This window comes from Streptomyces sp. NPDC051740 (assembly GCF_044453165.1).
In the GTDB taxonomy this organism is placed as follows: domain Bacteria; phylum Actinomycetota; class Actinomycetes; order Streptomycetales; family Streptomycetaceae; genus Streptomyces; species Streptomyces atrovirens.
Map to the genome: position 1 here is coordinate 380,722 of NZ_JBITCL010000001.1, position 26,209 is coordinate 406,930.

Genomic DNA, 26,209 nt, shown 5'->3' on the forward strand with positions numbered 1-26,209 from the left:
TGCCTTTCCCGACACGTATGTCCCGCAACGTCCTGATATACCCCCCTCCTGGCGCCGTGACGGCGGCCAGGAATGACGCAGAGAGTATGACCCCCACCGGAATGGTCGAACGACTATCCGGCAAAGAAACACGCCCTTGCCCCAGGTGTGTGGCATCGGTGTGCGGAGTCCGGACGACACCGTTCGGTCCACGGCCATCCCGCACTCATCTCACGTCGACCCTCTGCTGTCACAGTTGAACCGACCGTGACCGCTCGACGCGAGGAGTACACATGCACGCACGCACTGTCACCGCCTCGGCCACCGCGCTCCTGGGCACCGCCGCCCTCCTGCTCCCGCTCTCCCCCGCGCGGGCCGCGGAGAACTCCGCGCGGCCCCTGGTGATAGCCCACCGGGGCGCGTCCGCGTACGCGCCCGAGAACACCCTGGAGGCCGTCGACAAGGCCGCCGCGCTCGGCGTCGACTGGGTGGAGAACGACGTCCAGCGCACCAGGGACGGTGAACTCGTCGTCCTGCACGACGACAGCCTGCGGCGCACCACCGACGTCGAGGAGGTCTTCCCCGACCGGGCCCCCTGGAAGGTGAAGGACTTCACCGCCGCGGAGATCGCCCGGCTGGACGCGGGCAGCTGGTTCGGCTCCGCGTACGCGGGCGCGCGCGTGCCGACGCTGGAGCAGTTCGTGCACCGCGTCGAGCGGCACCGCCAGAAGCTGCTGCTGGAGATCAAGAACCCTCAGCTGTATCCCGGTGTGGAGCGGCAGATCGTCAAGGTGCTGGGCAACGAGGGCTGGCTGGACCGCCGGCATGTGCGGAACCGGCTGGTCGTGCAGAGCTTCAGCGCGGACAGCGTACGGACGGTCCACGATCTGCGGCCCGCGGTGAAGACGGGCTTCCTCGGGACGCCGCCCGTGTCGGACCTGCCCGCGTACGCGGCCTTCACCGACCAGATCAATCCCTCGCACGGTTCCCTCTCCGCCGGTTACGTCGCCGCCGTGCACGCCTTCAAGGGGGCGCGCGGCAAGCCGCTGGAGGTGTGCACCTGGACCGTGAACGACGCGGCCGCCGCCCGGCGGGTCGCCGGGTTCGGGGTCGACGGGATCATCACCAACACGCCCGACGTGGTGCGGGACGCGGTGCGGGGCTGAGGCGTCCGCCCGGGGCGTTGTCAGTGGCGGGCCGTACGGTGGTGCGCATGGACAGCCATGGGCGGTACGAGCAGCGGGTGGTGTGGGCCGTCGTCGGCACCGGCATCGGCCCGCTGCTGCTGGCCGCGACCCGTGAGGGCCTGGTCAACGTCGTGTTCCACGCCACCGACGAGGTGCGCGGCAGCGCGCTGGAGCGGCTGGCGTCGCGGCTCGGCACCGATCCCGTCGAGGAGCCCGACTCCCCGCTGCTGGCCGAGGCGATACGGCAGGTCGAGGCGTACTTCGCGGGTGAGCGGCGGGACTTCGAGCTGCCGCTGGACTGGTCGCTGATCTCGGGCTTCAACCGCGAGGTGCTGCGGGAGCTGGCCGCCGGGGTGCCGTTCGGCTCGGTCGTCGGGTACGGCGATCTGGCCCGCCGGGTCGGCCGGCCCGGCGCGGCCCAGGCCGTGGGCATGGCGATGGGCGCGAACCCACTGCCGGTGGTCGTACCGTGCCACCGGGTCGTGGAGAGCGACGGCGGCATAGGCGGCTTCGGCGGCGGCCTGAAAACAAAACGCCACCTCCTGACCCTGGAGGGCATCCTCCCCGAGCCCCTGTTCTGACCCACCCCACCACTCCCGCGTCCCCACGGGCAGTCGTGCCGCCGCCCCGCTCTCCGCGGGCGATCGTGCCGCAGGGCGGCACGGTTGGGCGCGACGGCACCCCGCAAGCGCCGGGCTGCGTAACCCCACCCCCGCCCCACACAAACGCGAGGCACCTCACAAGGCGCCGGGCTGCGAAGCCACCCCGGCTCACACCAGCGCGAGGCACCTCGCAAACGCCGGGCCGCGCAGCCGCCCCCGCTCAGTCGTAGTGCCGCGCCTCGAACACGTTGCCATCCGGGTCACGGAAGTAGAAGCTGCGCCGCGCCGCCCCCCGCGCCCCGAAGGAGTCACGCGAGACATCCGACACCGGCACGGACCCCTCCTCCAGCCGACTGCGCAGAGCGTCGAAGTCCGAGGCCGTCAGCGACAGACAGACATGGTTCACCGGATGCCCCGAACTCTCCGCCGCACCGGGCAGCATCCGCATGCGCTCCGCCTTGGCCCGCGGCATGAGATCGAGGATCGTCTCCTCATTGACCCGCACCGAGGGAAACGGCGCCTCACCGACGGAGTACTCGGTGAGCCGGACGGGCTCCAGGCCCACGGCCTTCTCGTAGAAACCGGCGGCGGCGATGGGATCGCTCACCCACAGGACGATGTGGTCGAGGCGAGTCGTGTTGTCCGTCATGACTCCCAGCCTCCGCGACGCCCATGACCGCGCGCAAGGGGGTTTGGCCCGGTGCCCGGCCCGCCAGAGATGAGGGAGAACCGGCAGACAGGAGGCAGACCCGTGGTGCTCATGGTGTCCGAAGAGGTACGGGAGGCGATCGCCGCGGCCCGCCCCGTGGTGGCCCTGGAGTCCACGATCATCGCCCACGGACTGCCCCGGCCGCGCAACCTCCAGGTGGCGCTGGAGCTGGAGGCGGCCGTACGGCGGGAGGGCGCGGTACCGGCGACGATCGCCGTGCTGGACGGACGGCCCCGGGTCGGCCTGGACGAGGACCAGTTGGAGCGGGTCGCGGGCGAGGACGGCATCCGCAAGCTGGGCCATCGTGACCTCCCGCTCGCGGTGGCCGCCGGGGCGAGCGGGGCGACCACGGTGTCGGCCACGGCCCTGCTGGCGGCGCTCGCGGGCATACGGGTGTTCGCCACCGGAGGGCTCGGTGGCGTGCACCGGCAGTGGACGGTGACCCAGGACGAGTCGGCCGACCTCGGCCTGCTGGCGCGGACCCGGATCACCGTGGTGTGCGCGGGCGTGAAGTCGATCCTGGACGTGCCCGCGACCCTGCAGCGGCTGGAGACGCTGGGGGTGGCGGTCGCCGGATACGGCACGGACCGCTTCCCCGGCTTCTACCTGTCCGACTCCGGGCACCCCGTGGACTGGCGGCTGGACTCTCCGGCACGGGTCGCGGAGGTCATGCGGGCGCAGGACGCGCTGGACGGACCCGAGTCGGCGCTGATCGTGGCCAACCCGGTCCCCGAGGGGGAGCAGTTGGATCCCGGACTGCACGCGCGGGTGCTCGACGAGGCACTGCGCGCGTGCGAGGCGGAGGGTGTCACCGGTCAGGCCGTCACGCCGTTCCTGCTCGACCACCTGGTCCGGCACACCGACGGCGCCTCCCTCGCCGCGAACCTGGCGGCGGTCCGGGGCAACGTACGTCTGGCCGCGCGGGTCGCGGCGGCCTGGGCCGCCGGGGAGTGACGGACGCGGTGCGGGGCGGGGCGCTGCTGGTCGTCGGCGATGTGATCACGGATGTGGTCGCCCGGCACCGGGCGCCGCTCGCGCCGGGGACGGACACGGCGGCGGTGATCCGGACGGTGCCGGGCGGCGCGGGCGCCAACGTGGCCTGCTGGGCGGCGTGTCGGGAGGGTACGGAGGTGCGGCTCCTCGGGCGGGTGGGCGAGGACGCGGCGGACTGGCACGAGCGGGAGCTGGCCGCCTGCGGGGTCCGCCCGCTGCTGGTCGTGGACGGACAGGCGCCGACGGGGACGGTGATCTGCCTGGTCGACGAGGGCGCGGCGGCCGAGCGGACGTTCCTCACCGACAGTGGCGCGTCGCTGCGGCTGGACCCCGGCGACTGGTCGGACGCGTTGCTGGACGGGGTGGCGCGGCTGCATCTGTCGGGCTATCTGCTGTTCACCGAGCCGAGCAGGGCCCTGGCCGCGGTGGCGTCGAAGGCGGCGCGGGCCCGTGGGGTGCCGGTGAGTCTGGATCCGGCGTCGGCGGGGTTCCTCGTGCGGCTGGGCGTCGACCGGTTCCTGTCGCTGGTCGAGGGCGTGGACGTCCTGCTGCCCAGCCGTGACGAGGCGTGCCTGCTCACGGGGGCGTCCGAGGTCGCGGACGCAGCGGCGCGGCTGAGCCGGCACGTTCCGCTGGTGGTGGCCAAGCAGGGTGCCGAGGGCGCGCTGCTCGCGCGGTCCGGGGAGGTGTACGCCCGCGTCCCGGCCGTACCGGCGGTGCCACGGGACACCACGGGTGCCGGTGACGCGTTCACGGGCGCGTTCCTCGCGGCCCTGCTCGCGGGAGCCGACCCGGAGCAGGCGGCGCGGGAGGGCTGCCGGGTGGGCGCGCAGGCGGTGGAACACACAGGGGGCCGTCCGCCGGCACCCGCCTGACGAACGGGCGTCGCGATGGGCGAACTCCCTTGTCCACAGGCGGGAACAAAGCGGAATTTCCTCTTCCCACAGGCTCGCACACGACTCGTCCGGGACTGGCAGACTGGCGATCCGGAGCGCGGGAAGCAGGACGGCGCGGGGGAACCACGCAAGGAGAACCGGATGTCCATGGCAGGGAATCTGCGGAAGGTCACGAGCCTCGGCAGGGTCGGCGGGCTGCGCCGGGTGGCGCGGCTGGCGCGGCGACGGCCCCGTGTGGACCTGAGTCATCCGGCCCGCTCCCCGCTGGGCTCCTCGGTGGTCAACTGCGTGACGTACAGGGACGGTCACCGCACCGGCGCGCGCGGGGACCTGGTGGACGCGGTGAGGCAGGTGCGCAAGAGCGGGGAGGGTTTCGTCTGGCTGGGGCTGCACGAGCCGACCACCCGGGAGTTCGCCGGCATCGCGGAGCTGTTCGACCTGCATCCGCTGGCGGTGGAGGACGCGGTCGAGGCCCACCAGCGGCCCAAGCTGGAGCGGTACGGGGAGACGCTGTTCGCCGTGTTCAAGACGGTCTGTTACGTCGAGCACGAGGAACTCACCGCGAACAGCGAGGTGGTGGACACCGGCGAGATCATGGTGTTCCTCGGCAAGGACTTCGTGGTCACGGTGCGGCACGGCCGGCACGGCTCGCTGGGTCCGCTGCGCGAGGGGCTGGAGTCCGGTACCGAGCAGCTCGCCCTGGGCCCGTCCACGGTGCTGCACGCGATCGCGGACCATGTGGTCGACGACTACCTGACCGTCATCGACTCGGTCCAGGATGACATCGACCAGGTCGAGACGGATGTGTTCGCGGAGTACGGCGCGCGGGTCGATCCGGGCCGCATCTACCAGCTCAAGCGTGAACTCCTCGAACTGAAGCGGGCGGTGGTGCCGCTGGGCCGGCCGCTGGAGGAGCTCGCCACCCGGCCGATCCGGGTGGTCGCCCCGGAGACACAGGCGTACTTCCGTGACGTCTCCGACCATCTGCTGCGGGCGAAGGAGCAGATAGCGGCCTTCGACGAGTTGCTGAACTCCATTCTCCAGGCGCATCTGGCGCAGGTCACGGTCGCGCAGAACGAGGACATGCGCAAGATCACCGCTTGGGCGGCGATCGTGGCGGTGCCGACGATGGTCTGCGGGATGTACGGCATGAACTTCGACCACATGCCGGAGCTGCACTGGCGGTACGGCTACGGCATGGTCATCGGGGTGATATCCGTGGCGTGTCTGCTGCTGTACCGGGCGTTCCGGCGCAGCCGCTGGCTCTGAGACCCGCTGCTCCCCACCGCCCGGCGGGGAGACGGGGTCAGCCGCGCCAGGCCGGATGGCGGGGGTCGTCGGCCCGTACCAGTACGTCGGCCGTGCCGGCGGGGTCGGTCTCCTGCTCGTAGCGCTCGAAGGCGGGGAGGGTCCAGTGCCCGTCCTCGGCGGTACGGCGGCGCAGGGCGCCCGGGGAGAGGAGGACGTGGACGCTCAGGTCGAAGGGGAACCAGTGGCGCAGGAGGAGGGGGCCGTGCAGCAACAGCACGCCGCCCGGAGGGAGTTGGACGTAGGGACTGCGGGTGGCGCGGTCGGTGACGGGGTCCCACAGGTCGGGCAGGACGCGTCCGCTCCCGCCGGGTTCGAGGGGGCCGAACACCTCGCGCCAGAGGGCGCCGGTGTCGTACCAGCCGCCGTAGTAGGACTCCAGGTCCCGGTGGCCGTATTCGAGCCGGACGGAGGCGGGTCGCAGGAAGCCCTCGGTGCCGACGACCAGGGAGGGCCGGCCACGTATCCGCAGCGCCTCGGCCACCCGCTCGGCGAGGTCTCCCGGGCGTGCGGCGGGGGCGCCGTCGAGGGCGACCCTCGGCCAGGGTCCGCCGTCGGCCGTCTTCAGCTCCAGCAGGCGCTCGGCGAGGAGGTCGCCGAGCCGGTCCCAGGTGATCGCTTCAAGTCGCACACGGCCATGATGCGCCTGCGGCCCGTCCGGCCGTGTGGGTCTCCCGGCGGTACGGGTTCGGCGCCCGGTGCCCGGCCGCCTGGAGGGAGGGGTGACGCCCGGGGCGTTCGACGGTTCTGGACGTTCGCGCACGCGCCCGCGCTCCTGGGCCATGGCCGGGGGTGCCAAGGGGCGCTTTCACTGGTGATGACGGTGGTGGCCGGGAAGGGTCCCGGCCGGAAACAGGGGTGACGACATGATCAACGGGCCGTACTTCGTGCTGACGGTGCTGGGTGTGCTCGGGACAGGGCTGGTGGCCGGGGTCTTCTGCGCCTTCTCGACGTTCGTGATGAGAGGGCTCGCGGCGCTGCCGCCGGCGCAGGGGGTGGCCGCGATGCAAGCGGTCAACGTGGCGGCGGTGCGGCCGGCCTTCATGCTGCTGTTCCTCGGTACGGCGATGCTGTGCGCGGTGGTCACGGTGGTGACGTTCGTGCTGTGGCCGGACGAGGGGACGGTCGAGCTGCTGGTGGGTGGTGTCCTGTACCTGGTCGGCTCGTTCGGGCTGACCGTGGTCGCGAACATACCGCGCAACGAGGCGCTGGCCCGGCTCGAACCGGGCGGTCCGGAGGCGGTCGCGTACTGGCCGGTCTATGTGCGCGAGTGGACGATGTGGAACCACGTCCGCGCGTTCGCCTCGGCCGGGGCGGCGGTGGCGTACCTCCTGGCCCTCGTCTGAGGGACCCGGTCGGCAGACGGTCGACGGGCGGCCGGCGGGCGGCCGGCGGGCGGCCGGCGGGCGGCCGGCGGGCGGCCGGCGGGCGGCCGGCGGGTTTCCGGGAAAGCGCTGTCCCGGCGCTCTGCGGGGGCGGGTGAGCGGACGTATCGTGGCCGGAGGAGCGCCGCCCGACGACGCACGGCCTGTCACCCGCGCACGCAAGGAACACGGCCATGGCCGATCCCAAGGGTTTCCTGACCACGCCCCGCGAGGAGTGGCCGCGCCGGCCCGTCGAGGAACGGGTCCGCGACTGGAACGAGGTGTACGTGCCGGGGGCGCTGCTGCCCATCGTCAGTGCGCAGGCCGACCGCTGCATGGACTGCGGTGTGCCGTTCTGCCACCAGGCCTGCCCGCTCGGCAATCTCATCCCCGAGTGGAATGAGCTGGTCTCGCGGGAGGACTGGCGGGCGGCGGCGGAGCGGTTGCACGCCACCAACAACTTCCCGGAGTTCACCGGCCGGTTGTGTCCGGCGCCCTGCGAGGCGGGGTGCGTGCTCGCCATCAACCAGCCGGCGGTCACCATCAAGAACGTCGAGTGCGCCGTCGCCGACCGGGCCTGGGAGGAGGGTTTCGCCCCGCCGGCGCCGCCGGAGCGGCTCTCCGGCCGGACGGTCGCTGTCATCGGTTCGGGCCCGACCGGGCTGGCCGCGGCCCAGCAGCTCACCCGGGCGGGGCACACGGTCGCCGTGTACGAGCGGGACGACCGGGTCGGTGGGCTGATGCGGTACGGCATCCCCGAGTTCAAGATGGAGAAGCGGCATCTGGAGCGGCGGGTGGAGCAGATGCGGGCCGAGGGGACGAAGTTCCGTACGTCCACGACGGTCGGGCGGGATGTGGACGCGGCGGAGTTGCGGGCGCGGTATGACGCGGTGGTGATCGCGACGGGGGCGACGGCGTGGCGGGAGCTTGCCGTGCCGGGGCGTGAACTGGCGGGGATTCACCAGGCGATGGAGTACCTGCCGCTCGCGAACCGGGTGTGTGAGGGGGATCTGGAGTCGTCGCCGCTGTCGGCCGCGGGACGGCGTGTCGTCATCGTCGGTGGCGGTGACACGGGGGCGGACTGTCTGGGGACGGCGGTGCGGGAGGGCGCCGCGTCGGTCACCCAGCTCGACATCTACGGCCGTCCGGGGGACGAGCGCGATGAGGACGCCGAGCCGTGGCCGACGTATCCGAGGTTGTACCGGTTGTCTGCGGCGCATGAGGAGGCCGGGGTGTTGCGGACGGCGCCGGTGGTGGACGCGGACGCGCGGTTGTTCGCGGCGTCCACGCTGCGCTTTGCCGGGGACGGGGATGGGCGGGTGTGTGCGCTGCACCTGGTGGGGGTGGACGCCGGGCGTCGGCCTGTGCCGGGGAGCGAGCGGGTGCTGCCGGCGGATCTTGTGCTGCTCGCGCTGGGGTTCTCCGGGCCGGAGCGGGGGGATGGGCTCCTCGCCCAGCTCGGGGTGGAGTTGTCGCCTCGTGGCACGGTCGCGCGGGATGCGGGCTTCGGTACGAATGTGCCGGGGGTTTTCGCGGCGGGGGATGCGGCGCGGGGGCAGTCGCTGATCGTGTGGGCGATCGCCGAGGGGCGGGCGGTGGCCGCGGCGGTCGATCGCTGTCTGACGGGTGCGGTGAGTCGGCTGCCGGCGCCGATCGGTCCCTATGACCGTCCGATGACGGTGTGAACCGGCCCCTGCGGGTTGTGGCTCCGGGGGCGGCCTGGCGTCATGCGGGGCGCCCGGGGTTGGCGCCGGCCGGGGTGGGCCGCGCGGCCCGGCGCGCTTTGCGGGGTGCCCCGGCGTGGGTGTGGGCCGGGGGGTTGCGCAGCCCGGCGTTTGCAGGGTGCCGTCGCACCCACCCGTGCCGCCCTGGGGGCACCTCCCAGGCCCTTAGGGCACTGGGGGAGGCACGACTGCCCGCGGAGAGCGGGGGCGGCGACCCGCGGGAACGGCGGGGAGGGCGGAAGCGACGGCCCGCTGGGTTGTGGGGAGCGGGCCGCCGTCTCCAGGGGTTACGGCTTGTGGGCCACCGCGCCGTAGCCGGGGATGATGTCGTCGTCCTGGCCCGGGATCGGGTCGCCCAGTTCGGGGCGCCAGTGATGGGGGACCTGGACGCCCGGTTCCACGAGGGTCAGGCCGTCGAAGAAGCGGGTGAACTCCTCGCGGGAGCGGAGCGCCAGGGTGACGCCCGCCGCCTTGAGCTTCTCCGTGGCCGCCTTCGACTCCTCCGGGGTGAAGTCGGACGTCGCGTGGGTGACGACCAGGTAGCTGCCCGGGGGCAGCGCCTCCAGCAGCCGCCCGACCAGCTCGTGCGCCCCGTCCTCGTCGGAGACGAAGTGCAGCAGCGCGATGAGCGACAGCGCGATCGGCTCGTCGAAGTCGAGGATCTTCCGCGCGCCCTCCAGGATGACGTCCGGATCGCGCACATCGGCCTGGAGGTACTCGGTCACCCCCTCGTCCGTACCGCGCAGCAGGGCCGCCGCGTGGGCCAGCACGATGGGGTCGTTGTCGCAGTACACGACGCGGGCGTCGGGCGCGATCCCCTGCGCCACCTGGTGCAGGTTGGGCTCGGTGGGGATGCCGGTGCCGACGTCGAGGAACTGCCGTACGCCCTGCCCGGCCAGCCAGCGCGTGGCGCGCTGCATGAACGCGCGGTTCACCCGCGCCATCACCGGCACCCGCGGGTCGAGGGAGAGCATCTGCTTCCCCATGGCCTCGTCGACCGGGTAGTTGTCCTTGCCTCCGAGGTACCAGTCGTACATCCGCGCGGGGTGCGGCCTGCTCGTGTCGATCTCCACGGGGTGCTGCCCGGTCATGAAGGACTCCATAAGTCTCTGCAACTGCAATCGCAACTGTTAGTGATCAAGTCAGTGCCAAGCCGGAAGGGGAAAACAAAGGTAGAGCGGGCAACAGGTCTCAGGACAGGAGGAAATCCGCCTCTCCCGCCTTCGCTCCCTCGATGAAGGCCGTCATCTCGGCGGAGGTGTAGATGAGCGCCGGCCCGTCCGGGTCGGTGGACTGGCGTACGGCGATCCGGCCGTCCTCGAGCTTCATCGCCTCCAGGCAGTTCCCTCCGTTGCCGCCGCTCCACGGCTTGTGCCAGCCCTCGCTGCCCAGCTCCCGCGCGGGCATGCCGTTGTAGATCCTTCCGGTGCGCGCCCGCGGGCGGGGCGGGGACTTCAGGGGGTTCAGGGGCTCCATGAGTTCCATTCACAGCTCCTTGCGGAGATCCCGGAGGATCTCCTTCGTGCGATGTGCCGTAGCGGCCTGCGCCGCCATGCGGTCCATGACCTCGAGGTGGGTCGCCACCTCTTCGCGCGCGTCCAGGTAGACGGCGCCGGTCAGGTACTCGCTGTAGACCATGTCCGGCAGTTCGGGCATGGCAAATCGGAACAGCACGAACGGCCCGTACGTGCCGGGATGGGGCCCACCGGCGAACGTGGCGATCTGCAGCGTCACATTGGGCAGCTTCGTGGCCTCGAGCAACTTGTCGATCTGCGCACGCATCACCTCCGGGCCGCCGACCGGGCGGCGGAGCGCGGTCTCGTCCATCACGACCCACATCCGGGGCGCGTCCTTGCGGGTGAGCAGTTCCTGCCGTCGCATGCGCAGGTCGACGTGGCGCTCCATCTCCTCGGGCTGGGTCTGCCCGATGGCCCCGGAGCGCAGCACGCCGCGTGCGTAGTCCTCGGTCTGGAGCAGCCCGGGGACGAAGTGGGGTTCGTAGCTGCGGATGAGGGAGGCCGCGCCCTCCAGGCTGACGTACATCGAGAACCAGCCGGGCAGGATGTCGTGGAAGCGCTGCCACCAGCCGGGCCGGTTGGCGTCCTCCGCCAGTTGCACGAAGGCGTCGGCCTCCTCGTCGGAGACGCCGTACTCCTTCAGCAGCATCTGGAGGTACGGGATCTTGAGCGCGACCTCGGCCATCTCCATGCGGCGGACGGTGGCGGGCGCGACACGGAGGATGCGGGCCGCTTCCTCGCGTCTGAGTCCCGCGCGTTCCCGCAGGTCCAGCAGGCGCCGGCCGAGGACGACCTGTCCCACCGTCGGCGCGGACCGGGGTTCGCTCACACTCCACCTCCTTCGAACAAAAGCCGACAGCTCGGCGGCGCCACTCGGAGATCCGTCCGAAGATCCATCCCGTCCGAAATCGAATTCGAACGGATCTTCGACGATCCCAACTGGCGCCGCGCGAGGTGCTGTTGCGAGCAGTGTGCCACGCCCGTCCAGAACGTCACACCGCACTCTGCATTTTTCAGAGTGACACTTGCCAAGTGTTCATGGCGGGGCGATAGTGGCAAGCGTGATTCCGTCCGCGCCCTTAGGAACAGACGCCGCCGCAGGGTCCATCGGCCTCGGCGCCGCCTCGGTGTCCGCCCCCTCGGGGGCCGCCGCCGAGCGCCGGTTCCGTTTCGAACTGGCCGCTCATCCGGGTTCCCCGGCCCAGGCCAGACGCCTGACGAGGGCGCGGCTGACCGGCTGGTCGGTGTGCGAGGACACCTGCGACACAGCGGCTCTCATCGTCTCCGAACTGGTCACCAACGCCATCGTGCACACGGCGAGCAGCCATGTGGTCTGCGAGCTGCACGACGGTGGCGAGCTGGTGCGCATAGCCGTGCGCGACGAGGGGTGCGCGCCGGACCAGCCGCGGGCGAACACCCGGCAGCAGCCGGAGGACGAGCACGGCAGGGGACTGCTCCTCGTCGACGCCCTGTGTCATTCGTGGGGCGCGCACGAGAACGGCCCCGGACTGCTGGTCTGGGCCGACCTCCCCCGCACGGCGGACAGCGGTGCCACCGGGCACGGTCCCGTGGAGCCCACCGACGACCTGGGCTGGGGCGCCCGCCCGAAGCCGGGCCCGCCCGGCACCCCGGACGACGAACCGGACCGCCCCCACGGCCCCGTGGAGGGAAACCACGGCCCGAGAGCCGGAAGCCACAGCCCGACGGCGGGAAACCACGGCCCGACAGCCGGAAGCCACAGCCCAGTGACAGGAAGCCACAACCCGAGAGCCGGAAGCCACAGCCCGACGGCGGGAAACCACGGCCCGACAGCCGGAAGCCACAGCCCAGTGACAGGAAGCCACAGCCCGGCAGCGGAGAACCAGGTCCGCACCCCGCCGCACCAGCGCACCCCCCACCCCCGGGGCCGGGCGTGACAGGCGGCGTACCCGGCACCCGCGTGCTGAGCCTGGACTCACTGGTGCGGATCCGGCGCGAACGGCACGCCCCCGGCGCCCGCGCCCCCCGGCGGCTCCCCGTCCCCGACGGCATGACCGCGCCCATGGGCTGCGACGCGGTGGCGGTGCCCGCCCGCTTCGGCCCGCTGGTGATGCCCCGGCTGCCCCGCGTGGGCTGCGTGTACGCCGATGACGCGCACTGGTGGTGGCTGGTCCCGTCCGATTCCGACTACGCCATGGAGTGGCCGGCCCCCGCCCACTACGCCACCGGCGCGGTCCTCCCCGGCCCCTCGGACGCTCCCGGCGCCCCGGAGCTCCCCGGCCTGATCCACCGCCCCGACGGCACGCTCCCCTATACGCCGCCGATTCCGCTCTATCTCGCCCTGTGCCGCCTGACGGGAACGACCCCCACCTGGTCACGCCCCGTCACCGCGTGACCGGGCGCCCCGGCCCCGCTACGCCGCGACGTCGCCGCCCCCGCCGTCCCCCCGGACGATCACCAGGAACATGTCGGTCGCGAGGTCCATGACAACCTCGGCGGGCAGACCCTCCAGGCGGCGCGCGTGGGCGAACTCCTCCGCCGGCCATGAGCCACGCGGTCCACCTGCGGGAAAGCGTTCGAGCACCGTTCGCCCGTTCACCCTGCCACCTCCATGCTGCGTTGTACTCGTAGAGTTAAACGCCAACCATGGGGTGAACGCCTCGCTCAGTGACGGTACTGAGACGTAGTTGACACCCGTTCACCGCCAAGTGTGATCGGACTCTCGGCTGATCGCACCAAAGGGTCACCCTCCGTACCGGCCGCCGCACCGATCGTGCCGTCAGCGTGCGGCGCGGGCGTGGTCCGGGGTGAGTCGGACCGTGACGTCCCCTCGTGCCCGTACGCGGTCCGCGAGTTCGGTCAGCCGCCGGACGTGCCGGGGGTCGGGGCGGCCGGTGTCGTCGAGGTGGACGGCGCAGGCGGTGATGGTGTCGACGAGGAGTTCGAGGGTGGCGGCGGTCTCGTCGGTGCCGTCGGCGTGCCGGGCGAGCGGGGGGAGTTCGGCGGAGGCGAGGGCGATGGCCGTACGGGCTTCGGCGAGGGTGCGGTAGGCCTCGCGGCGCAGGGCCCAGCGGGTGGCGCGGTCGTCGGAGTCGCCGAGTACGTGGTCGAGGTAGGCCTGGGCGGCGCCGGCCGCCTCCGCGAGCCGGGCGCGGATGGCGGCGCCGCCGCGCTGTCCCGGCAGCGGGAGGTGGCCCGCGACGAGCACGACGGCGCAGGCCAGCAGGGTCTCGCCGATGCGGCCGACGGAGGCCTGGGGTTCGCCGCCGGCCATCACCAGGGCGAGGACGAGCACGGTGACGACGGCGGTCTGCGCGGCGAAGTGCCGGGTGGCGACGGGGATCAGCGCGCCGCTGACCGTGACCAGGGCGACGAGTCCTTCCGGGCGTGGCAGCGCGGCGGCGAACCCGGCGAACAGGAGCGCCCCGAGGACGGTTCCGGCGGCCCGGGACAGGACGCGGGAGGCGAGCGGTCCGAGGTCGGGTTTGACGAGGAAGACGGCGGTGGCGGGCAGCCAGTACCAGTGTTCGTGCTGCCCGTACCAGCGGGTGTGGTGCAGGGCCTGGGCGAGGGCTGCGCTCATCCCGAAGCAGAGGGCGACCCGCAGCCCGTACTCCCGGCCCCGGACGCCGAGGACGGTCCGCAGTGCGGCGCTCCGGGAGCGGTTGCGGCCGTGCAGGTCACCGCCGTCTCCCCGGTCGAAGGCCTCGGCGGCGCGCAGGAGGGCGTCGTCGAGGGCGCGCAGGGCGGGGACGGTCCGGGAGGGGGCGGGCAACGGGCCGGTGGGAGTGCTGCCCCGTACGGCGGTGGCGAGGCGCCGGGGTCCTTCGGAGGCGCGGGCCGGTACGGGCTCCCCGGCCCAGGCGAGTGCGGTGGCGGCCTCGGCGAGCGGGAGGGCGGCGGCGTACTGGGCGTGCAGCCGGCGTTCGGCGCCGGAGGAGGCGTAGCGCCGCAGCCGGGGGCCGGCGAGTGCGTCCTGCGCGTGGTCGAGGGCGGCGGTGAGCGCGGCGCGCCGCGCGGTGGCGGTGTCCGTCCCGGTGGCGTCGAGCAGGTCGGCGACGGCGGCGTACACCCCGGCGACGGCGTTCCGCTCCCCGTCGAACCGGAAGCCCCCGGCGAGCGATCCCGGTGTGGGCAGCGCGAGCCGCAGCAGGAGCAGCCAGGCCGCGCCGGCGAGGAAGGCGAGGGCCCGCTGCCAGCCCGGTTCGGGCAGCGGCATCCCGGCGCCGACGGCGGCGCCGACCAGGAGCTGCGTACCGACGGAGGAGCCGACGGGCCCGAGGGCGCTGACCCCGCCGGCGACGAGACCGAGGCCGGTCAGCAGCAGGGTGAGCAGGACGGCGGGGACGTGATCCCCCGCGTACGTCCCGACGGCCAGCCCGGCCGCCCCCGCGAGCGCGGGCCCGCCGATACGCCCGACGGAGGCCCGGCGGCTGCCCGGCCGGTCGTTGATCCCGGCGAACATGGCGCCGATGGCGGCGACGACGCCGAGCGTGGGCCGTCCGGCGAGGACGGCGGCGAGCAGCAGCGGCCCGCCGCCCAGCGCGCCGCGCGTGACCGCGCTCCACGGGACCGGTCCGCGCTGGGCGCGCAGGGCGTGGGCCAGCCACGGGGGTACGGCACGGGTCACGGGGCTCCAGTCGTCGCGTCGGGGGCGGGGCGTGCTCGCGGGCGACGGTGACCGGGCAGGAGGAAATGCGCCCTCCACGGTAATCGGTGTGGTGGAAGGGGAGCGAACGGCCGTGTTTCCGTGCGGTGACGATGCGGGCGGGAACGGTCCGGCGCCCCGTGACCCAGGTCGACGGCCCCGCGATCCAGGTCGACGGCCACGTGACCCGGGTCGACGGCCACGTGACCCGGGTCGACGGCCACGTGACCCGGGTCGACGGCCACGGGGCACAGGTCGACAGCCACACGGCACGGGTCAACGGACACGTGACCCGAGTCGACAGCCACGCGGCACGGGTCGACGGGCGCGTCGTCGAGCAGTTCGAGCCCGGCTACCCGCCCAGCGCCCGCGGCCGGAGCGCGCACGGGTTCGCCCGCAGGGCGGAGACGCTCGTCTCCGCCGGAACGACCCGGAGGGCAGTGGGCCTGGAGGTCATGGCCCAACACACCGGCCACGAGCTCACCACGGACACACTCCACGGCCCCCTGCTCACCGCGGTCGTCGACGAGCCCGACCACACCGCTCTCCACCACCCGGACCCGCCGCTGCCGTATCCGGACGAGCCCCCGGGAAGCCCCCGGCCCCTGGGCCGTCCCCTGGGCATCCTGCCGCCCGGGCACAAGCGGGCGCCGGGCACGCCGTGACCGGTCGCGTCCGAGGAACCCGGCAACCTTTCCGGCGGCCGTGACGACCATCGAGTCGGAAGTGTGTGTTCTCCCGCACCACGTAAGGACTCATCCGTGGCATCCCCCTCCCACCGCCGTCCGCGCGGCAAGCGGCGCGGCGTCCTGGTCCCGGCCGTCGCCGTGGCCGCCGTCGGGCTCCTCATATCGCTGGTCGTCGCCCTCACTCCCGACGACGGGTCCGACACCGTGCGGGCCACGGCCGCGTCCGCCACCGGTGTCGACGCCGACGCCCGGCCGAGCGCCTCGCCCACGGCGACCGGGCGGACACCGGAGGCGAAGCCGTCCACCGTGTCCCCGACCCCGAAGCCCTCCCCGACGACCCCGTCGGCCCGGCCCTCGCGCGGCGCCGCCCCCACGGCCACGGCCGCCCCGCGCCCGGCCTCCGGTGGGGCGCCCCTGGCGGGGCGGATCGCGCCCGGGACCTCCTACAGCGGGGTCGCCACGCACTACGACGCCGGGGACGGCGACGGCGCCTGTCTGTACGGTCCGAGCGCCGACCGCATGACCGCGGCGATGAACACCACCGACTACGAGACGTCCAAGGCGTGCGGGGCGTACGTCCTGGTCCGTGCGGCCGACGGTGCCTCCGTGACGGTCCGGATCACCAACGAGTGCCCCGCGCCCTGCGCCCCCGGACAGCTCGACCTGAGCAGGGAGGCCTTCGCGAAGCTGGCCGGGCTGTCCGCCGGGAAGATCCCGGTCACGTGGAGCCTGCTCAGCCCCGGCACCTCCGGCACCGTCTCGGTCCGCTACAAGACCGGCTCCAGCAGCCACTGGTGCGGCATCCAGGCGATCGGCCACCGCAACCCGCTGGCCCGGCTGGAGGTCGCCACCGGATCCGGATGGCAGCGGCTGACCCGGACCGAGTACAACTACTTCCTCTCCCCCGACGGCACCGGCTGCGGCGGCGAGCTGAGGCTCACCGACATCTACGGGCAGCGGCTGACCGTCGACGGCGTCCCCGTACGGCCGGACGCCGTGCAGCCGACCGGCGTCCAGTTCGCGCGGCACTGACCGCGTCCGGCCGGGGGCGGCGGTCGGGGGCGAGCGAAATACGGATGCGGTGGCTCGCCGTGTCGCGCAGGATCGAGGGTCGTCCGCCCTTCCCTCAGATCGGAGTCCGCGTGATCCGGCGCGTCACCGTCCCCACTCTCTTTCCGCCGCCCGCCTACTCCCACGCCTCCGTCGTCGAGGCGGGGACCAGGCTGGCGTTCCTCGCCGGGGCGGTTCCGCTGGACGCCGAGGGGGAGCTGGTCGGTGGGGGCGATCCGGTGCGGCAGGCCCGGCAGGTAATCGCCAATCTCGAGGAGCAGTTGCGGGCGGTGGGCTCCGGCCTGGGCCACGTCGTCGCGACGGACGTGTACGTCGTGAGCGGTGAGCCCGCGGTGCTGTCCGCCGTGTGGGACGTGGTCGAGGCGTCCGGGCTGAGTGCGGGGCCCCACTCGTCGACCCTGGTCGGTGTGGCCTGTCTCGGGTATGCCGGGCAGCTCGTGGAGATCACGGCGACGGCGGTCGTGCCGGACGGTGCCGGATCGTGACGACCGGTGACCGGACGGTGCGCCTGCGCCGGGCCCTGCTCCCCGACGCCGAGGCCGCGGCCGGTGTCCGGCTGCGGTCCTTCGCCGCCGCGCTGCCGGGCGTGGTCCGGCCCCGCTCCGACGACGAGGTGCACGGCTACTTCCGTCATGTCCTCGTGCCCCTGCGCGAGACGTGGGTGGCGGAGGCGGCGGGCGGGGACGTGGTCGGTGTGATGGTGCTGGACGGCGGGGAGCTGGACCAGCTCTACCTCGCCCCCGAGTGGCGCGGGCACGGGATCGGTGACCGGTTCGTCGCGCTGGCGAAGGAACGCAGTCCCGAAGGGCTCGCGCTGTGGACCTTCCAGGTCAACGCGCCCGCGCACCGCTTCTACGAGCGGCACGGCTTCGCGGCCGTGCGGTGGACGGACGGCTCCGGGAACGAGGAGCGGGAGCCGGACGTGCGGTACGTGTGGCGGCCGTAGGCGCCCGGACGGCGTCGCGTTCACCGTACGACGCGGTCGTGGCCCGGCGTGAGCCGAGCGGCCAGGGGCTGTCAAAGCAGGACTACCTAGATCTGCTTGCCCACCTGGAAGCCCCTGAGAGCACCCCCCTCCGGAGGGCTACCAAGGCCCCTTCCACAAGGCCGATCGAGAAGCCGGAATGCGGGCCGCTCACGCTCACTTCCGGGCCCGCCTGGACGCCGAGATCGCAGCCGGTCGCTGGTCGTAAGCACGCCAGTGCCCCGTGACCCCAGTCAGCGGTCACGGGGCACTGCCTGCTCTTCGCCCTACGCGGTGTGCCGGGAGGCGAACCCTACGAACTCCGCCCACGTCTCCGGCGTAAGGCCGACCATGGGGCCAGCCTCCTGCTTCGAGTCGCGCACATACAGGGCGCCGCTCCCCATAGCCACCTCGACGCACTGGCCGCCATCGCCAGCGCTGTAACTGCTCTTGAACCACGCCAAGTCATCGACGTGGGGCCTGGCCTTGTCCCCGCTCATCTCTCTCCCAGCAACTTTTCGATCAACGCCAGCGAGTCTGTCGGAGTGAGGGCCTGCGCGCGAAGGATCCCGTACGTGCGCTCAAGACCTCGTACCTTCTGACGCTCTGTGTGGACACGGCTGTCGCCTTGGACCTCCGTGTAGGCGATCCTCCGCTCATCCCTGGTCTCCATCAAGGTGAACGGGCCAGCCAGTCCCGCGTGTTCCTGGCGAGAGAGTGGCATCACCTGAATCACCACGTTGCGCTTCTCCGCGATCAGCATGAGGTGCTCCAGCTGTCCCCGCCAGGTCGCCTTGCCGCCGATCGGGCGGAGCAGGACGCTCTCCTCGATCACGAAGCCGAGGTGCGGCGTGGGACGCTTGGTGAAGATCTCCTGCCGTGCCAGTCGCGCGGCAACACGCTCCTCGATGATCGCCTCGTCCAAGAGCGGCTGCCACATGGCGAACACCGCTCGGGCGTACTCCTCCGTCTGAAGTAGGCCGTTGACCAGGTGGGTGTCGTACAGGTGGATCTCAACCGCCTCACCCTCCAACCTGGCCGCATCCCGAAAGAACGCCGGATACCGAGCCCTCGCCACCTCCTCCTTCCCCGCCCTCAACAACCCACCCGCGTCCAGCAGTTCATCCGCACCGTCGATGAACTTCGGCGGCGGGATCCGCCTCCCCTGCTCGAAGCTGGCGATGGTCGACGCGGAGTACCCCACCCTGCTCCCCAGGGTCGCCCTGTCCAGCCCCGCCCGCTCCCTGCACAGCTTCAACTGCCGTCCGAAGACGTGCAGGATGCCCGCGCCGGCCTCCTGCTCCTGCCCGTCCACCTGCTGCCGCTGTTCCTCCACGCCCGGCACCTCCCGTACGTACTCACCGCCGAACACCCCGCACTCTGATCGCGCACGCGGCCAACCCGCCCCGCGGAGCCCCCGTCACGGTCCACCCCGTGTACAAGGCCTACGACATCGGCGTACAGCAACCGCCGGTCAGCGCGTCACGCCTGTTCAACGTTACGCACAGTTCGCCACCGTTACCCCATGAAGTCGGCGACTCCCCCGCAAAGGCGTACGCCCCGCCCGACCCGCACGTTCGCCATGCAGTTCACCTCGACCCCGCGAGGCGCCCGCCTGGCCCGCCGGCCGGTCTCGCACCGCCTGCACGCCTGGGGCCACCCCTACACCTCACCGGTGAACGAGACGCTCACCCTGATCGCCGCCGAACTCACCGCGAACGCGGTCCGGCACGGACACGTTCCGGGCCGCGACTTCCACCTGAGCCTCGCCGAGACCGAGGACGGCACCCTGCGCATCGACGTGTCGGACACCCGCGCGGAGCGACACCCGCCCCCCGGAACCCCGTCCCCGGACGGCGAGTCGGGCCGGGGCCTGCTCCTGGTGGACGCCCTCGCCGACGACTGGGGTGTACTGCCCCACCCCACGGGCCCCGGCAAGACCGTGTGGGCGCAGTGCGCCCCGCCTCCGGAACACCCGTGCCTACGCCACACCCACCCAGGACGCGATACCCCGCCCCCACCCTCCTGAGGGACCCGGCCAGCTGAGAGGCGTGAAGAACGCGACCACGAAGAGAACCGCGGACCCCACCAGACTGGCGAGGTACGGGTAGTAGGTCACGTCGTGTTCCGAGACCCGGTCCAGATAGTCGAGGTTCACGAATCTCACCGCCCACACGGCGAGAAAGAACCCCGCCCCGCTCAGCAACACCATGACGAGGGTGAACGGCACCACTCCCAGAATGCTCGCGTCCGATGCGAAGGCGGCCCGGACTGCCGTGACGGCGACCATGACGACGCACGGCGGGAGCGCACAGAGCACCCACGCCGGAACGATCAGGAACCACCGGGGCGGATCAAGCGCCTGCGGAGGTACCAAGTCGTACGGGGAACCGGCCGGGTATCCGAAGCGTCGGTCCGAGGCGGCGGCTCCGCCGAGGCCCAGCTCCTCGTCGGTTCTGAGCCACTGCACCGGCTCGCCCTGGATGACCTGTGCCCCGACCGCGTGACCGTCGCCGCGGCCGACCTCCTCCCCGAGCAGCCGCAGCTCCTCACGGACAGCACCGAGTTCGGCCTCCGCCCGCTCCAGCAGTCCGGAGAACTGTTCCGTGTCCTCCTGGTCCCTCGCCGGACCAGGTGACTCGGGAAGGAGGACGGCGTCCCGTTCCACCTCGCGTTCGGCGTCCCGCTCCGCCTCCCGGCGACGACGCGCCAGTTCCTCCTGCGCCTGGGCCAGCAGCGTCTCCGCCCTGGCCCGTTCCTCCTCGGCCTGCCGCATCGTCGACTGGGCGCGCATGACGCGCAGCTCGGCGTCCTTCAGCTTCTCGGCGAACTCGGCCTGCGCCTCGGCGCGCCCCTCGGCCCTGGCCCTGCGGACCTGTTCCTCCAGCTCCTGGCAGCGCGCCGCCCACTCGCCGACCGCGCGGACCAGGACCTGGACCACGACATCGGCCCGCTGACGCGCCTCGTGGGCGGTCCGGGTGTGCGCCTCGGCGATGTGGATGTGGGTCACGTACTGGTTCGCGCGGGACTGGTACACCTGCCCGTTGCCCGAGGCGCGCCCCCACGCCTCCCCGCGTCCGTGCTCCTCGCCGTCGTTCCGTCCGCTCATCGCTCGGTGATGTTGATGTCCCTGATCGCCTGGTAGATGCGGCTGTCGTCCCTCGCGTGGGCCTCCAACCGCGCCCCGCCACTGATCCGCTGTCCCTCGCCCGTCCGCCGCTGCCACCCCTCCACCAGGTCCCGCAGCTCGTCGGCGGCCTCCGGGTGTTCGCCCAGCAGCTCGACGAAGCGCGCGGTCCACCGGCCCCGCAGCGGCCCGGTGGCATCGGGCCCGTCGCCCTCGGCGGCGGCGAGCGCGGCACTCCGGGACGCCTCCAGTTCGCGCCCGACCTCGTCGACGGCCCCCGGCCGGAACCGGCGCCAGACGGTCACCACCCCGTCCCGCGTCTGCTGCCACCCCTCGGCGACGAGCAGCGCGACCAGGGACGTACCCGCCGTACCGGCCAGTGTGAGCAGAGCGGGATCCATCGCAGCCCCCCGAACGTTCGCAACGACGCCCCCACCGTAACCCAACACTCGCTGTCGGTAACGTGGTTGACGCCCACGATCGCCCTCACGACGAAGGGAGGAACCATGCCCGGTTCCTGGCGCCTGTCGGACTCCCAGCACTTCTGCCTGACCCTTTCCCGGAACAGGAGCCCGGAAGAGGTGCTCGCCCGCTACGGAGCCGACGCGAGCAGCGCCCGCCGGATGCCCGCGAAGAGCGTGCCCGACGCTCCTCCTCGGAGCACGACACTGCGCGCGGGATCGCTGGGGGAATGGTCCTTCTGCGTCGAGTTCGACTACCTCATCGGCTGCACGGCCACGGTCGTGCGCGACCTGTCGGCGGGGACGGAGACACTGGTCCTGTTCCGGACGGCGAAGGCACTGGAGGTGTTCCGTTACGTGGTCGACGGGCGCGTCGTCGAGCAGTTCGAGCCCGGCTACCCGCCCAGCGCCCGCGGCCGGAGCGCGCACGGGTTCGCCCGCAGGACGGAGACGCTCGTCTCCGCCGGAACGACCCGGAGGGCAGTGGGCCTGGAGGTCATGGCCCAACACACCGGCCACGAACTCACCACGGACGTACTCCGCGGCCCCCTGCTCACCGCGGTCGTCGACGAGCCCGACCACGCCGCTCTCCACCACCCGGACCCGCCACTGCTGTATCCCGACGAGCCCCCGGGAAGCCCCCGGCCCCTGGGCCGCCGGCTGGGCCACCTGCTGCAACCGCCCTACTAACGCGTTGCACACGGCCCGATGATGATCGACGCCGAGTGATCGGCCGTCCGCCCCGCTCTCCCCGTCGGGCAGAACCGGCACCGACATCTCGGCGTGGAGCACGTCAGCCGGCGTCGGGCGGCGCGAGCCGTTCGGCCGCGCGGACGGCGCGGCCGTAGGTGTACGACCAGATGACGAAGACCGCCCAGCAGTGGATCGACGGCACCCACGACGACCACGGCTTCGTGGGCGAGGCCGGCGACGAGAGCGCCGACGCCCCCGTGCCGCGGTACCCCGTTACGGGGGTCTCGCGGGCGGGCTGCGGTGTGCGGTTCGGGGCGGGGTGGCATCGTTCCCTGTCCTGACCGGGGTCTTCTCCGAGGTGTGGCCGGAACTCGACCAGGTCGAATCCGGCGCTGCGGCAGCGTGTTCGCGCCATATGCGCTCCGGTGGGAGATCGCTCGCGGGTCCTGTACGCAACAGAAGTGACGGGAGGTGGAGCCGTCCGGCCTCCGGGGACTCGGCGGCCGGACGGCTCCCCTGTCGTACGGAATCGGTTCACCTGTGGTTTCCCGCCGGACGGGAGGGGCCGACCGGTGTCGGAAACCCCGGTCGATTCGTTCACGGTCGCGACAGTGATCCACCGGTCCGCGACCGGAGGTCGAACAGGCGGACTCCCTCCCTGTTGACCGGACAGGAGCGGGACGTTTCAATACCCGAAGCGTCATGCGCGCTTGTTCGCCCCCGCGCCCCCAGGAAATACTCGCCCGCATTGCTGCCCTTCCGGTCGATTATTTCCCGGACGCCGGTGTTCCGGTTATTCGGCCACAAGGTACGTGCACCGCCGTGATGCAGAGTTGTGCTCGCACCCGTCCCCGTGACGTCGTGTGCCGACCTCGTCTCTTCATGTCCGGGGTGCGCGTCCTCGAAATGGAGGAGTTATGAGAGCAGAGGATTCCAGACGCTATCTCGCCTATCTGGCGACCATCGCCGCCGGGCTGAGCACACCTGTGTTCGTGAGCGGAGCGGCCCAGGCCGCCACCGATTCCGCGCACACGGTCACCGTCTCCGACTCGGCGCGCACCGCGCTCGCCGCCCAGGCGGCCGAGTCGGATCGGGAGGCACTGTCCGCCGACGGTCTGTTCCTGGAGCACAACCAGACTTACAACGAGGTCTACAACGAAGTGATCAATCCCCCGTACCTGCAACGGGTCCAGCCGTATCTCCAGAGCATCACCCCCGGCCCGCCCGACCGGACGTCCGCTGCCGCACCACTGAGTCGGATCCTCGACGAACTGGCCTGACGACCCCTCCCGGCGCACCCTCGTCGGCTCCAGCCGGATGTGGACCGCACCCATGGGCCCGCATCCGGCGTCCCCGCAGTTCCCGAGTTCCGCAGGACCCAGGAGAACCGGTATGACACAGGAACCTTCCAGACAGGTCCAGTTCGTCACCAAGATATCCAAGTTCTGCAATCTCAGATGCGCCTACTGCTACGAATTCGCCGAGCTCGGGCAGCGTGAGCGGATGACACTGGAACAACTGCGCCAGATGTACACGCACATGCGCGACTACTACGTCCAGAAGGATCAGGAAGACGGGATCCGGACACATCTCCACATCGTCTGGCACGGCGGCGAGCCACTGATGATCGAGCCGGATTACTACTGGCGCACCCTGGACGACCAGCGCACGATCTTCGGGGACTCCCTGCGGACAAGCAACACCGTGCAGACCAATCTCACCGTCCTCGACGACGAACGGATCCGGCTGCTCCGGGACGGATTCGACAACGTCGGCGTCTCTCTGGACCTTTTCAGCGGACTGCGTGTCAACATCGCCGGCCGGGACCAGCAGAAAAAGGTCGTGACCCATATGGAGCGCCTGCGCTCCGAAGGCATCCCGTTCGGTTGCATCACCGTGCTGACCAGGAAGAACCTGGCCCGCGTGAAGGACACCTTCTCCTTCTACGAGAGGGCGGGGATAGGATTCCGGGTACTACCGCTCTTCGAAGGGGCCTACGCCGACCAGCACGAGGCGTACGACATCACCGTGCCGGAGATCGTCTCCGCCCTGAACCAGATCGCCGACCTCTGGCTGACCAGCGACAACCCCGTACAGGTGTCCCCGCTGGACTACCAGCTGCAGATCGTGCTGCGCCACCTCGACCCCGAGGCGCCGCGCTCCTACTTCAACCAGCGTGAATGGCTGCCGGTGATCGTCGTGAACACCCCCGGGGACATCTACGCCTACGGTGATCCGTACGAGGACCCCCAGGCCTCACTGGGCAACATCTTCACCACCCCGCTCGGGGAACTGCTCTCCGGCCCGCGCTTCGACGCGTCCGCCCGCGCGGCCGAGGTCCGGATAGCCGCGAACTGTCTGAACTGCAAGTACTTCGGAGCCTGTTCGGGCGCGGCGATCGCGAACAACCGGGACAACGTGCACACGGTGGTCGACGGGATCGGCGTCTGCGACGTCGACCGGGCCGTGCTGGAGCACATCGAGAACCGGCTGCGCGCCGGTGACGTCCTGGACCACAACGGACGCGTCAAAGCCGTCACCGCTCCCGCCGTCGATCCCGTCTCCTGACGCCGGTGGAAGCGGGCGAGGGGGACGCGCGCCGACAGCCCCACGAGAGCTTCACCGTCACGGTCACCGCGGCGGACGGCCCGCGGGCACACGTGCCCGACCCGCCGTTCGACGACTCGGCACCGCTGCTCGCCGTCACCCTGGAGACCATGCCGGGTGGCGGCGGGCAGGCGCGCCTGCCGTTCCTGCACCTGGACCTGACGGGCCGGCCCGGTGCCGAGACCGTCGTCCGGGGACTGCGCCGGGCGGAAACGGTCCTGAACAAAGCACTGTCGCTGTTCGTCCACAGCTCCGGCAACGGCTACGTCGGAATCACCGTCACGGAGAGAACCCCGCCGACCGGAAACGAGTCCGACAGGGAGAGCGGCCCTGGGCAGCGCGTTCTGCGGGTGGCGGTCGACCCGGTCCTGCACGCGGTGGGCCTCGCGGCCGCCGTCCGCAGCGGACGGCTGGTGATGGTGCACCACTGGTCGTCCACCGAAGGCGTCCGCCGCCGGGCGCTGCTTCCGGTGGACGTGGACCGCGAGACGCTCGAACGGATCGTCCGGGCAGCGCTCACGCACCCGCGCTCCGTCCGGGTCGGCCTCCTCGGCGGGTACGAGCGGAGCGGGATCTGACCACCCGCCCCGGCCGGAAGGCCGCAGAGGCGGACGCGGCCAGGAACCGGGCAGGCCCCGCCGTGCCTTGTTCCGCCGCCGCGTCCGACCACACACCGCGACGCCGCCTCAGATGGTCGGGGTGTCGTCAACGACCGGCCGGTGAATCTCGACGACCGGCTTCCACCAGGTCCCGCAGCTCGTCGGCGGCCTCCGGGTGTTCGCCCAGCAGCTCGACGAAGCGCGCGGTCCACCGGCCCCGCAGCGGCCCGGTGGCATCGGGCCCGTCGCCCTCGGCGGCGGCGAGCGCGGCACTCCGGGACGCCTCCAGTTCGCGCCCGACCTCGTCGACGGCGAGCGGCCGGAACCGGCGCCAGACGGTCACCACCCCGTCCCGCGTCTGCTGCCACCCATCGGCGACGAGCAGCGCGACCAGGGACGTACCCGCCGTACCGGCCGGTGTGAGCAGAGCGGGATCCATCGCAGCCCCCCGAACGTTCGCAACGACGCCCCCACCGTAACCCAACACTCGCTGTCCGTGACGGTGCCGGCGCCCACGACCGCCGTCACGACGAAGGGGCCGGCGCGAGCCGTTCGGCCGCGCAGGTGGCGCGGCCGTAGGTGCCCGACGCGGTGGCGCTCTGGACGTGGGCGCCGCGGACGGCGAGGGCGCAGCGCGCCCGTCCGCCCTCGCCGTCGAGGACGATGCCGATGGTGGGCGGCTGGCCCAGCGGCACCTGGACGGTCTTCTCCCAGGGCAGCTCGACGTCCTTCTCCACGGTCGCCCTGCCCTCCTCGCTGCGGGCGAGGTAGCTGACGTCGACGTTGCCCTCGCCGGTGATCCGGTACGTCACGGCGGCCGTCGGCGTCTTGGGCCGCTCCGGGGCGGGGTCGCCCTCGGTGCCGAGGACGCCGTACAGGACGAAGCCGAGGCAGGCGACGAGGATCGCGCCGGCGGTGAGGAGGCCCGCCCGGTCGCCGCCCCGGCGCTTGTCGGCCGATGCGCCGGCCGGGGCGTCCTTTTCCGTTGTTTCCGCCGTGCTTTCGGTCGTTGACATGGGTCCGGCTTTCGTCGGGCGCAATTTCCGCGCGTGCTTCCGGTACGGAACCGGGCGGTTATACACCATGCGGAAT

31 protein-coding genes and 1 pseudogene are annotated in these 26,209 nt (G+C 72.1%); 19 read left to right on the top strand and 13 right to left on the bottom strand.

Annotated elements, in window-relative coordinates:
• Positions 1-272: 272 nt before the first annotated feature.
• Together ACIA6T_RS01835 and ACIA6T_RS01840 are read left to right on the top strand one after the other, a co-directional pair.
• Entirely contained in the window at positions 273-1,145 is an 873-nt protein-coding gene (locus ACIA6T_RS01835; RefSeq protein WP_399444573.1) for a glycerophosphodiester phosphodiesterase, read from the top strand.
• A gap of 47 nt (positions 1,146-1,192) precedes the next feature.
• Positions 1,193-1,747, top strand: coding sequence for a methylated-DNA--[protein]-cysteine S-methyltransferase (locus ACIA6T_RS01840; protein WP_399444574.1), 555 nt, complete (start codon positions 1,193-1,195; stop codon positions 1,745-1,747).
• 241 nt (positions 1,748-1,988) lie between these two features.
• Here ACIA6T_RS01840 and ACIA6T_RS01845 read toward each other — a convergent pair whose 3' ends face one another.
• Positions 1,989-2,417, bottom strand: coding sequence for a VOC family protein (locus ACIA6T_RS01845; protein ID WP_399444575.1), 429 nt, complete (start codon positions 2,415-2,417; stop codon positions 1,989-1,991).
• Between the two features lie 102 nt (positions 2,418-2,519).
• On the opposite strand from ACIA6T_RS01845, the gene ACIA6T_RS01850 reads away from it, so the two are divergent.
• The 3 genes from ACIA6T_RS01850 (at position 2,520) to ACIA6T_RS01860 (ending at position 5,635) form a co-directional block, all read left to right on the top strand.
• Positions 2,520-3,431, top strand: coding sequence for a pseudouridine-5'-phosphate glycosidase (locus ACIA6T_RS01850; protein WP_399444576.1), 912 nt, complete (start codon positions 2,520-2,522; stop codon positions 3,429-3,431).
• Entirely contained in the window at positions 3,413-4,345 is a 933-nt protein-coding gene (locus ACIA6T_RS01855) for a carbohydrate kinase family protein (RefSeq protein ID WP_399444809.1), read from the top strand. Before ACIA6T_RS01850 ends, ACIA6T_RS01855 begins: the two co-directional genes overlap by 19 nt.
• 162 nt (positions 4,346-4,507) lie before the next feature.
• The gene (locus ACIA6T_RS01860) at positions 4,508-5,635 is read left to right on the top strand and encodes a magnesium and cobalt transport protein CorA (RefSeq protein WP_399444577.1); all 1,128 of its coding nucleotides are present in this window, start codon (positions 4,508-4,510) and stop codon (positions 5,633-5,635) included.
• Between the two features lie 37 nt (positions 5,636-5,672).
• Here ACIA6T_RS01860 and ACIA6T_RS01865 read toward each other — a convergent pair whose 3' ends face one another.
• Positions 5,673-6,305, bottom strand: coding sequence for a uridine kinase (locus ACIA6T_RS01865; RefSeq protein WP_399444578.1), 633 nt, complete (start codon positions 6,303-6,305; stop codon positions 5,673-5,675).
• 235 nt (positions 6,306-6,540) lie between these two features.
• On the opposite strand from ACIA6T_RS01865, the gene ACIA6T_RS01870 reads away from it, so the two are divergent.
• Together ACIA6T_RS01870 and ACIA6T_RS01875 are read left to right on the top strand one after the other, a co-directional pair.
• Positions 6,541-7,020, top strand: coding sequence for a DUF1772 domain-containing protein (locus ACIA6T_RS01870; protein WP_399444579.1), 480 nt, complete (start codon positions 6,541-6,543; stop codon positions 7,018-7,020).
• A 212-nt stretch (positions 7,021-7,232) separates the two neighbouring features.
• Positions 7,233-8,723, top strand: a complete 1,491-nt coding sequence (locus tag ACIA6T_RS01875) for a glutamate synthase subunit beta (RefSeq protein WP_399444580.1) — start codon at positions 7,233-7,235, stop codon at positions 8,721-8,723.
• 326 nt (positions 8,724-9,049) lie between these two features.
• Here the strand turns inward: ACIA6T_RS01875 and ACIA6T_RS01880 are convergent, their stop codons facing one another.
• The 3 genes from ACIA6T_RS01880 to ACIA6T_RS01890 form a co-directional block, all read right to left on the bottom strand.
• The gene (locus ACIA6T_RS01880) at positions 9,050-9,853 is read right to left on the bottom strand and encodes an SAM-dependent methyltransferase (protein ID WP_399444581.1); all 804 of its coding nucleotides are present in this window, start codon (positions 9,851-9,853) and stop codon (positions 9,050-9,052) included.
• Positions 9,854-9,953: 100 nt separating this feature from the next.
• Complete coding sequence (locus tag ACIA6T_RS01885) at positions 9,954-10,238, bottom strand: DUF397 domain-containing protein (protein ID WP_399444810.1); 285 nt, start codon at positions 10,236-10,238, stop codon at positions 9,954-9,956.
• A gap of 9 nt (positions 10,239-10,247) precedes the next feature.
• Complete coding sequence (locus ACIA6T_RS01890) at positions 10,248-11,108, bottom strand: helix-turn-helix domain-containing protein (RefSeq protein ID WP_399444582.1); 861 nt, start codon at positions 11,106-11,108, stop codon at positions 10,248-10,250.
• A 223-nt stretch (positions 11,109-11,331) separates the two neighbouring features.
• Between ACIA6T_RS01890 and ACIA6T_RS01895 the strand changes: the two are divergent.
• Positions 11,332-11,934, top strand: a pseudogene (locus tag ACIA6T_RS01895) (ATP-binding protein); the annotation flags it as partial.
• A 257-nt stretch (positions 11,935-12,191) separates the two neighbouring features.
• On the top strand, positions 12,192-12,653 hold the full coding sequence (locus ACIA6T_RS01900) for a hypothetical protein (RefSeq protein ID WP_399444583.1): 462 nt from the start codon (positions 12,192-12,194) through the stop codon (positions 12,651-12,653).
• An 18-nt stretch (positions 12,654-12,671) separates the two neighbouring features.
• Here the strand turns inward: ACIA6T_RS01900 and ACIA6T_RS01905 are convergent, their stop codons facing one another.
• Positions 12,672-12,857 carry a hypothetical protein gene (locus ACIA6T_RS01905; RefSeq protein ID WP_385052075.1) on the bottom strand — a complete coding sequence of 62 codons (186 nt, stop codon included), beginning with the start codon at positions 12,855-12,857 and terminating at the stop codon, positions 12,672-12,674.
• A 180-nt stretch (positions 12,858-13,037) separates the two neighbouring features.
• Positions 13,038-14,888, bottom strand: coding sequence for an FUSC family protein (locus tag ACIA6T_RS01910; RefSeq protein WP_399444584.1), 1,851 nt, complete (start codon positions 14,886-14,888; stop codon positions 13,038-13,040).
• 158 nt (positions 14,889-15,046) lie between these two features.
• Between ACIA6T_RS01910 and ACIA6T_RS01915 the strand changes: the two genes are divergently transcribed.
• The 4 genes from ACIA6T_RS01915 (at position 15,047) to ACIA6T_RS01930 (ending at position 17,612) form a co-directional block, all read left to right on the top strand.
• On the top strand, positions 15,047-15,571 hold the full coding sequence (locus tag ACIA6T_RS01915; protein ID WP_399444585.1) for a hypothetical protein: 525 nt from the start codon (positions 15,047-15,049) through the stop codon (positions 15,569-15,571).
• A 96-nt stretch (positions 15,572-15,667) separates the two neighbouring features.
• A complete protein-coding gene (locus tag ACIA6T_RS01920) occupies positions 15,668-16,627 on the top strand; it encodes an expansin EXLX1 family cellulose-binding protein (protein WP_399444586.1) in 960 nt (319 codons plus the stop codon).
• 110 nt (positions 16,628-16,737) lie between these two features.
• A complete protein-coding gene (locus tag ACIA6T_RS01925; protein WP_399444587.1) occupies positions 16,738-17,151 on the top strand; it encodes a RidA family protein in 414 nt (137 codons plus the stop codon).
• The gene (locus tag ACIA6T_RS01930) at positions 17,148-17,612 is read left to right on the top strand and encodes a GNAT family N-acetyltransferase (protein ID WP_399444588.1); all 465 of its coding nucleotides are present in this window, start codon (positions 17,148-17,150) and stop codon (positions 17,610-17,612) included. Before ACIA6T_RS01925 ends, ACIA6T_RS01930 begins: the two co-directional genes overlap by 4 nt.
• Positions 17,613-17,917: 305 nt before the next feature.
• Here ACIA6T_RS01930 and ACIA6T_RS01935 read toward each other — a convergent pair whose 3' ends face one another.
• Together ACIA6T_RS01935 and ACIA6T_RS01940 are read right to left on the bottom strand one after the other, a co-directional pair.
• Positions 17,918-18,130, bottom strand: a complete 213-nt coding sequence (locus ACIA6T_RS01935) for a DUF397 domain-containing protein (protein WP_399444589.1) — start codon at positions 18,128-18,130, stop codon at positions 17,918-17,920.
• Entirely contained in the window at positions 18,127-18,966 is an 840-nt protein-coding gene (locus ACIA6T_RS01940) for a helix-turn-helix domain-containing protein (protein ID WP_399444590.1), read from the bottom strand. Before ACIA6T_RS01940 ends, ACIA6T_RS01935 begins: the two co-directional genes overlap by 4 nt.
• A 246-nt stretch (positions 18,967-19,212) precedes the next feature.
• On the opposite strand from ACIA6T_RS01940, the gene ACIA6T_RS01945 reads away from it, so the two are divergent.
• Positions 19,213-19,659: an ATP-binding protein gene (locus tag ACIA6T_RS01945; protein WP_399444591.1), complete on the top strand. Its 447-nt coding sequence runs from the start codon at positions 19,213-19,215 to the stop codon at positions 19,657-19,659.
• Here ACIA6T_RS01945 and ACIA6T_RS01950 read toward each other — a convergent pair.
• Positions 19,612-20,739: a hypothetical protein gene (locus ACIA6T_RS01950; RefSeq protein ID WP_399444592.1), complete on the bottom strand. Its 1,128-nt coding sequence runs from the start codon at positions 20,737-20,739 to the stop codon at positions 19,612-19,614. The two genes, ACIA6T_RS01945 and ACIA6T_RS01950, sit on opposite strands and share 48 nt — an antisense overlap.
• The gene (locus ACIA6T_RS01955; RefSeq protein ID WP_399444593.1) at positions 20,736-21,158 is read right to left on the bottom strand and encodes a hypothetical protein; all 423 of its coding nucleotides are present in this window, start codon (positions 21,156-21,158) and stop codon (positions 20,736-20,738) included. Before ACIA6T_RS01955 ends, ACIA6T_RS01950 begins: the two co-directional genes overlap by 4 nt.
• A gap of 105 nt (positions 21,159-21,263) precedes the next feature.
• On the opposite strand from ACIA6T_RS01955, the gene ACIA6T_RS01960 reads away from it, so the two are divergent.
• The 5 genes from ACIA6T_RS01960 to ACIA6T_RS01980 all read left to right on the top strand — a co-directional run bounded on the left by ACIA6T_RS01960 (position 21,264) and on the right by ACIA6T_RS01980 (position 25,096).
• Positions 21,264-21,908, top strand: coding sequence for a DUF6461 domain-containing protein (locus ACIA6T_RS01960; protein ID WP_399444594.1), 645 nt, complete (start codon positions 21,264-21,266; stop codon positions 21,906-21,908).
• A 170-nt stretch (positions 21,909-22,078) separates the two neighbouring features.
• Positions 22,079-22,252: a hypothetical protein gene (locus ACIA6T_RS01965; protein ID WP_399444595.1), complete on the top strand. Its 174-nt coding sequence runs from the start codon at positions 22,079-22,081 to the stop codon at positions 22,250-22,252.
• Between the two features lie 576 nt (positions 22,253-22,828).
• The gene (locus ACIA6T_RS01970) at positions 22,829-23,191 is read left to right on the top strand and encodes a hypothetical protein (protein WP_399444596.1); all 363 of its coding nucleotides are present in this window, start codon (positions 22,829-22,831) and stop codon (positions 23,189-23,191) included.
• Between the two features lie 112 nt (positions 23,192-23,303).
• Complete coding sequence (locus tag ACIA6T_RS01975) at positions 23,304-24,479, top strand: radical SAM protein (protein ID WP_399444597.1); 1,176 nt, start codon at positions 23,304-23,306, stop codon at positions 24,477-24,479.
• Positions 24,480-24,484: 5 nt separating this feature from the next.
• Positions 24,485-25,096 (top strand): hypothetical protein, encoded by a 612-nt coding sequence (locus tag ACIA6T_RS01980; protein WP_399444598.1) that lies wholly within the window; start codon positions 24,485-24,487, stop codon positions 25,094-25,096.
• Positions 25,097-25,223: 127 nt separating this feature from the next.
• Here ACIA6T_RS01980 and ACIA6T_RS01985 read toward each other — a convergent pair whose 3' ends face one another.
• Positions 25,224-25,556 carry a hypothetical protein gene (locus ACIA6T_RS01985; protein ID WP_399444599.1) on the bottom strand — a complete coding sequence of 111 codons (333 nt, stop codon included), beginning with the start codon at positions 25,554-25,556 and terminating at the stop codon, positions 25,224-25,226.
• A gap of 85 nt (positions 25,557-25,641) precedes the next feature.
• Positions 25,642-26,133 carry a hypothetical protein gene (locus ACIA6T_RS01990; protein ID WP_399444601.1) on the bottom strand — a complete coding sequence of 164 codons (492 nt, stop codon included), beginning with the start codon at positions 26,131-26,133 and terminating at the stop codon, positions 25,642-25,644.
• Between the last annotated feature and the right edge of the window lie 76 nt (positions 26,134-26,209).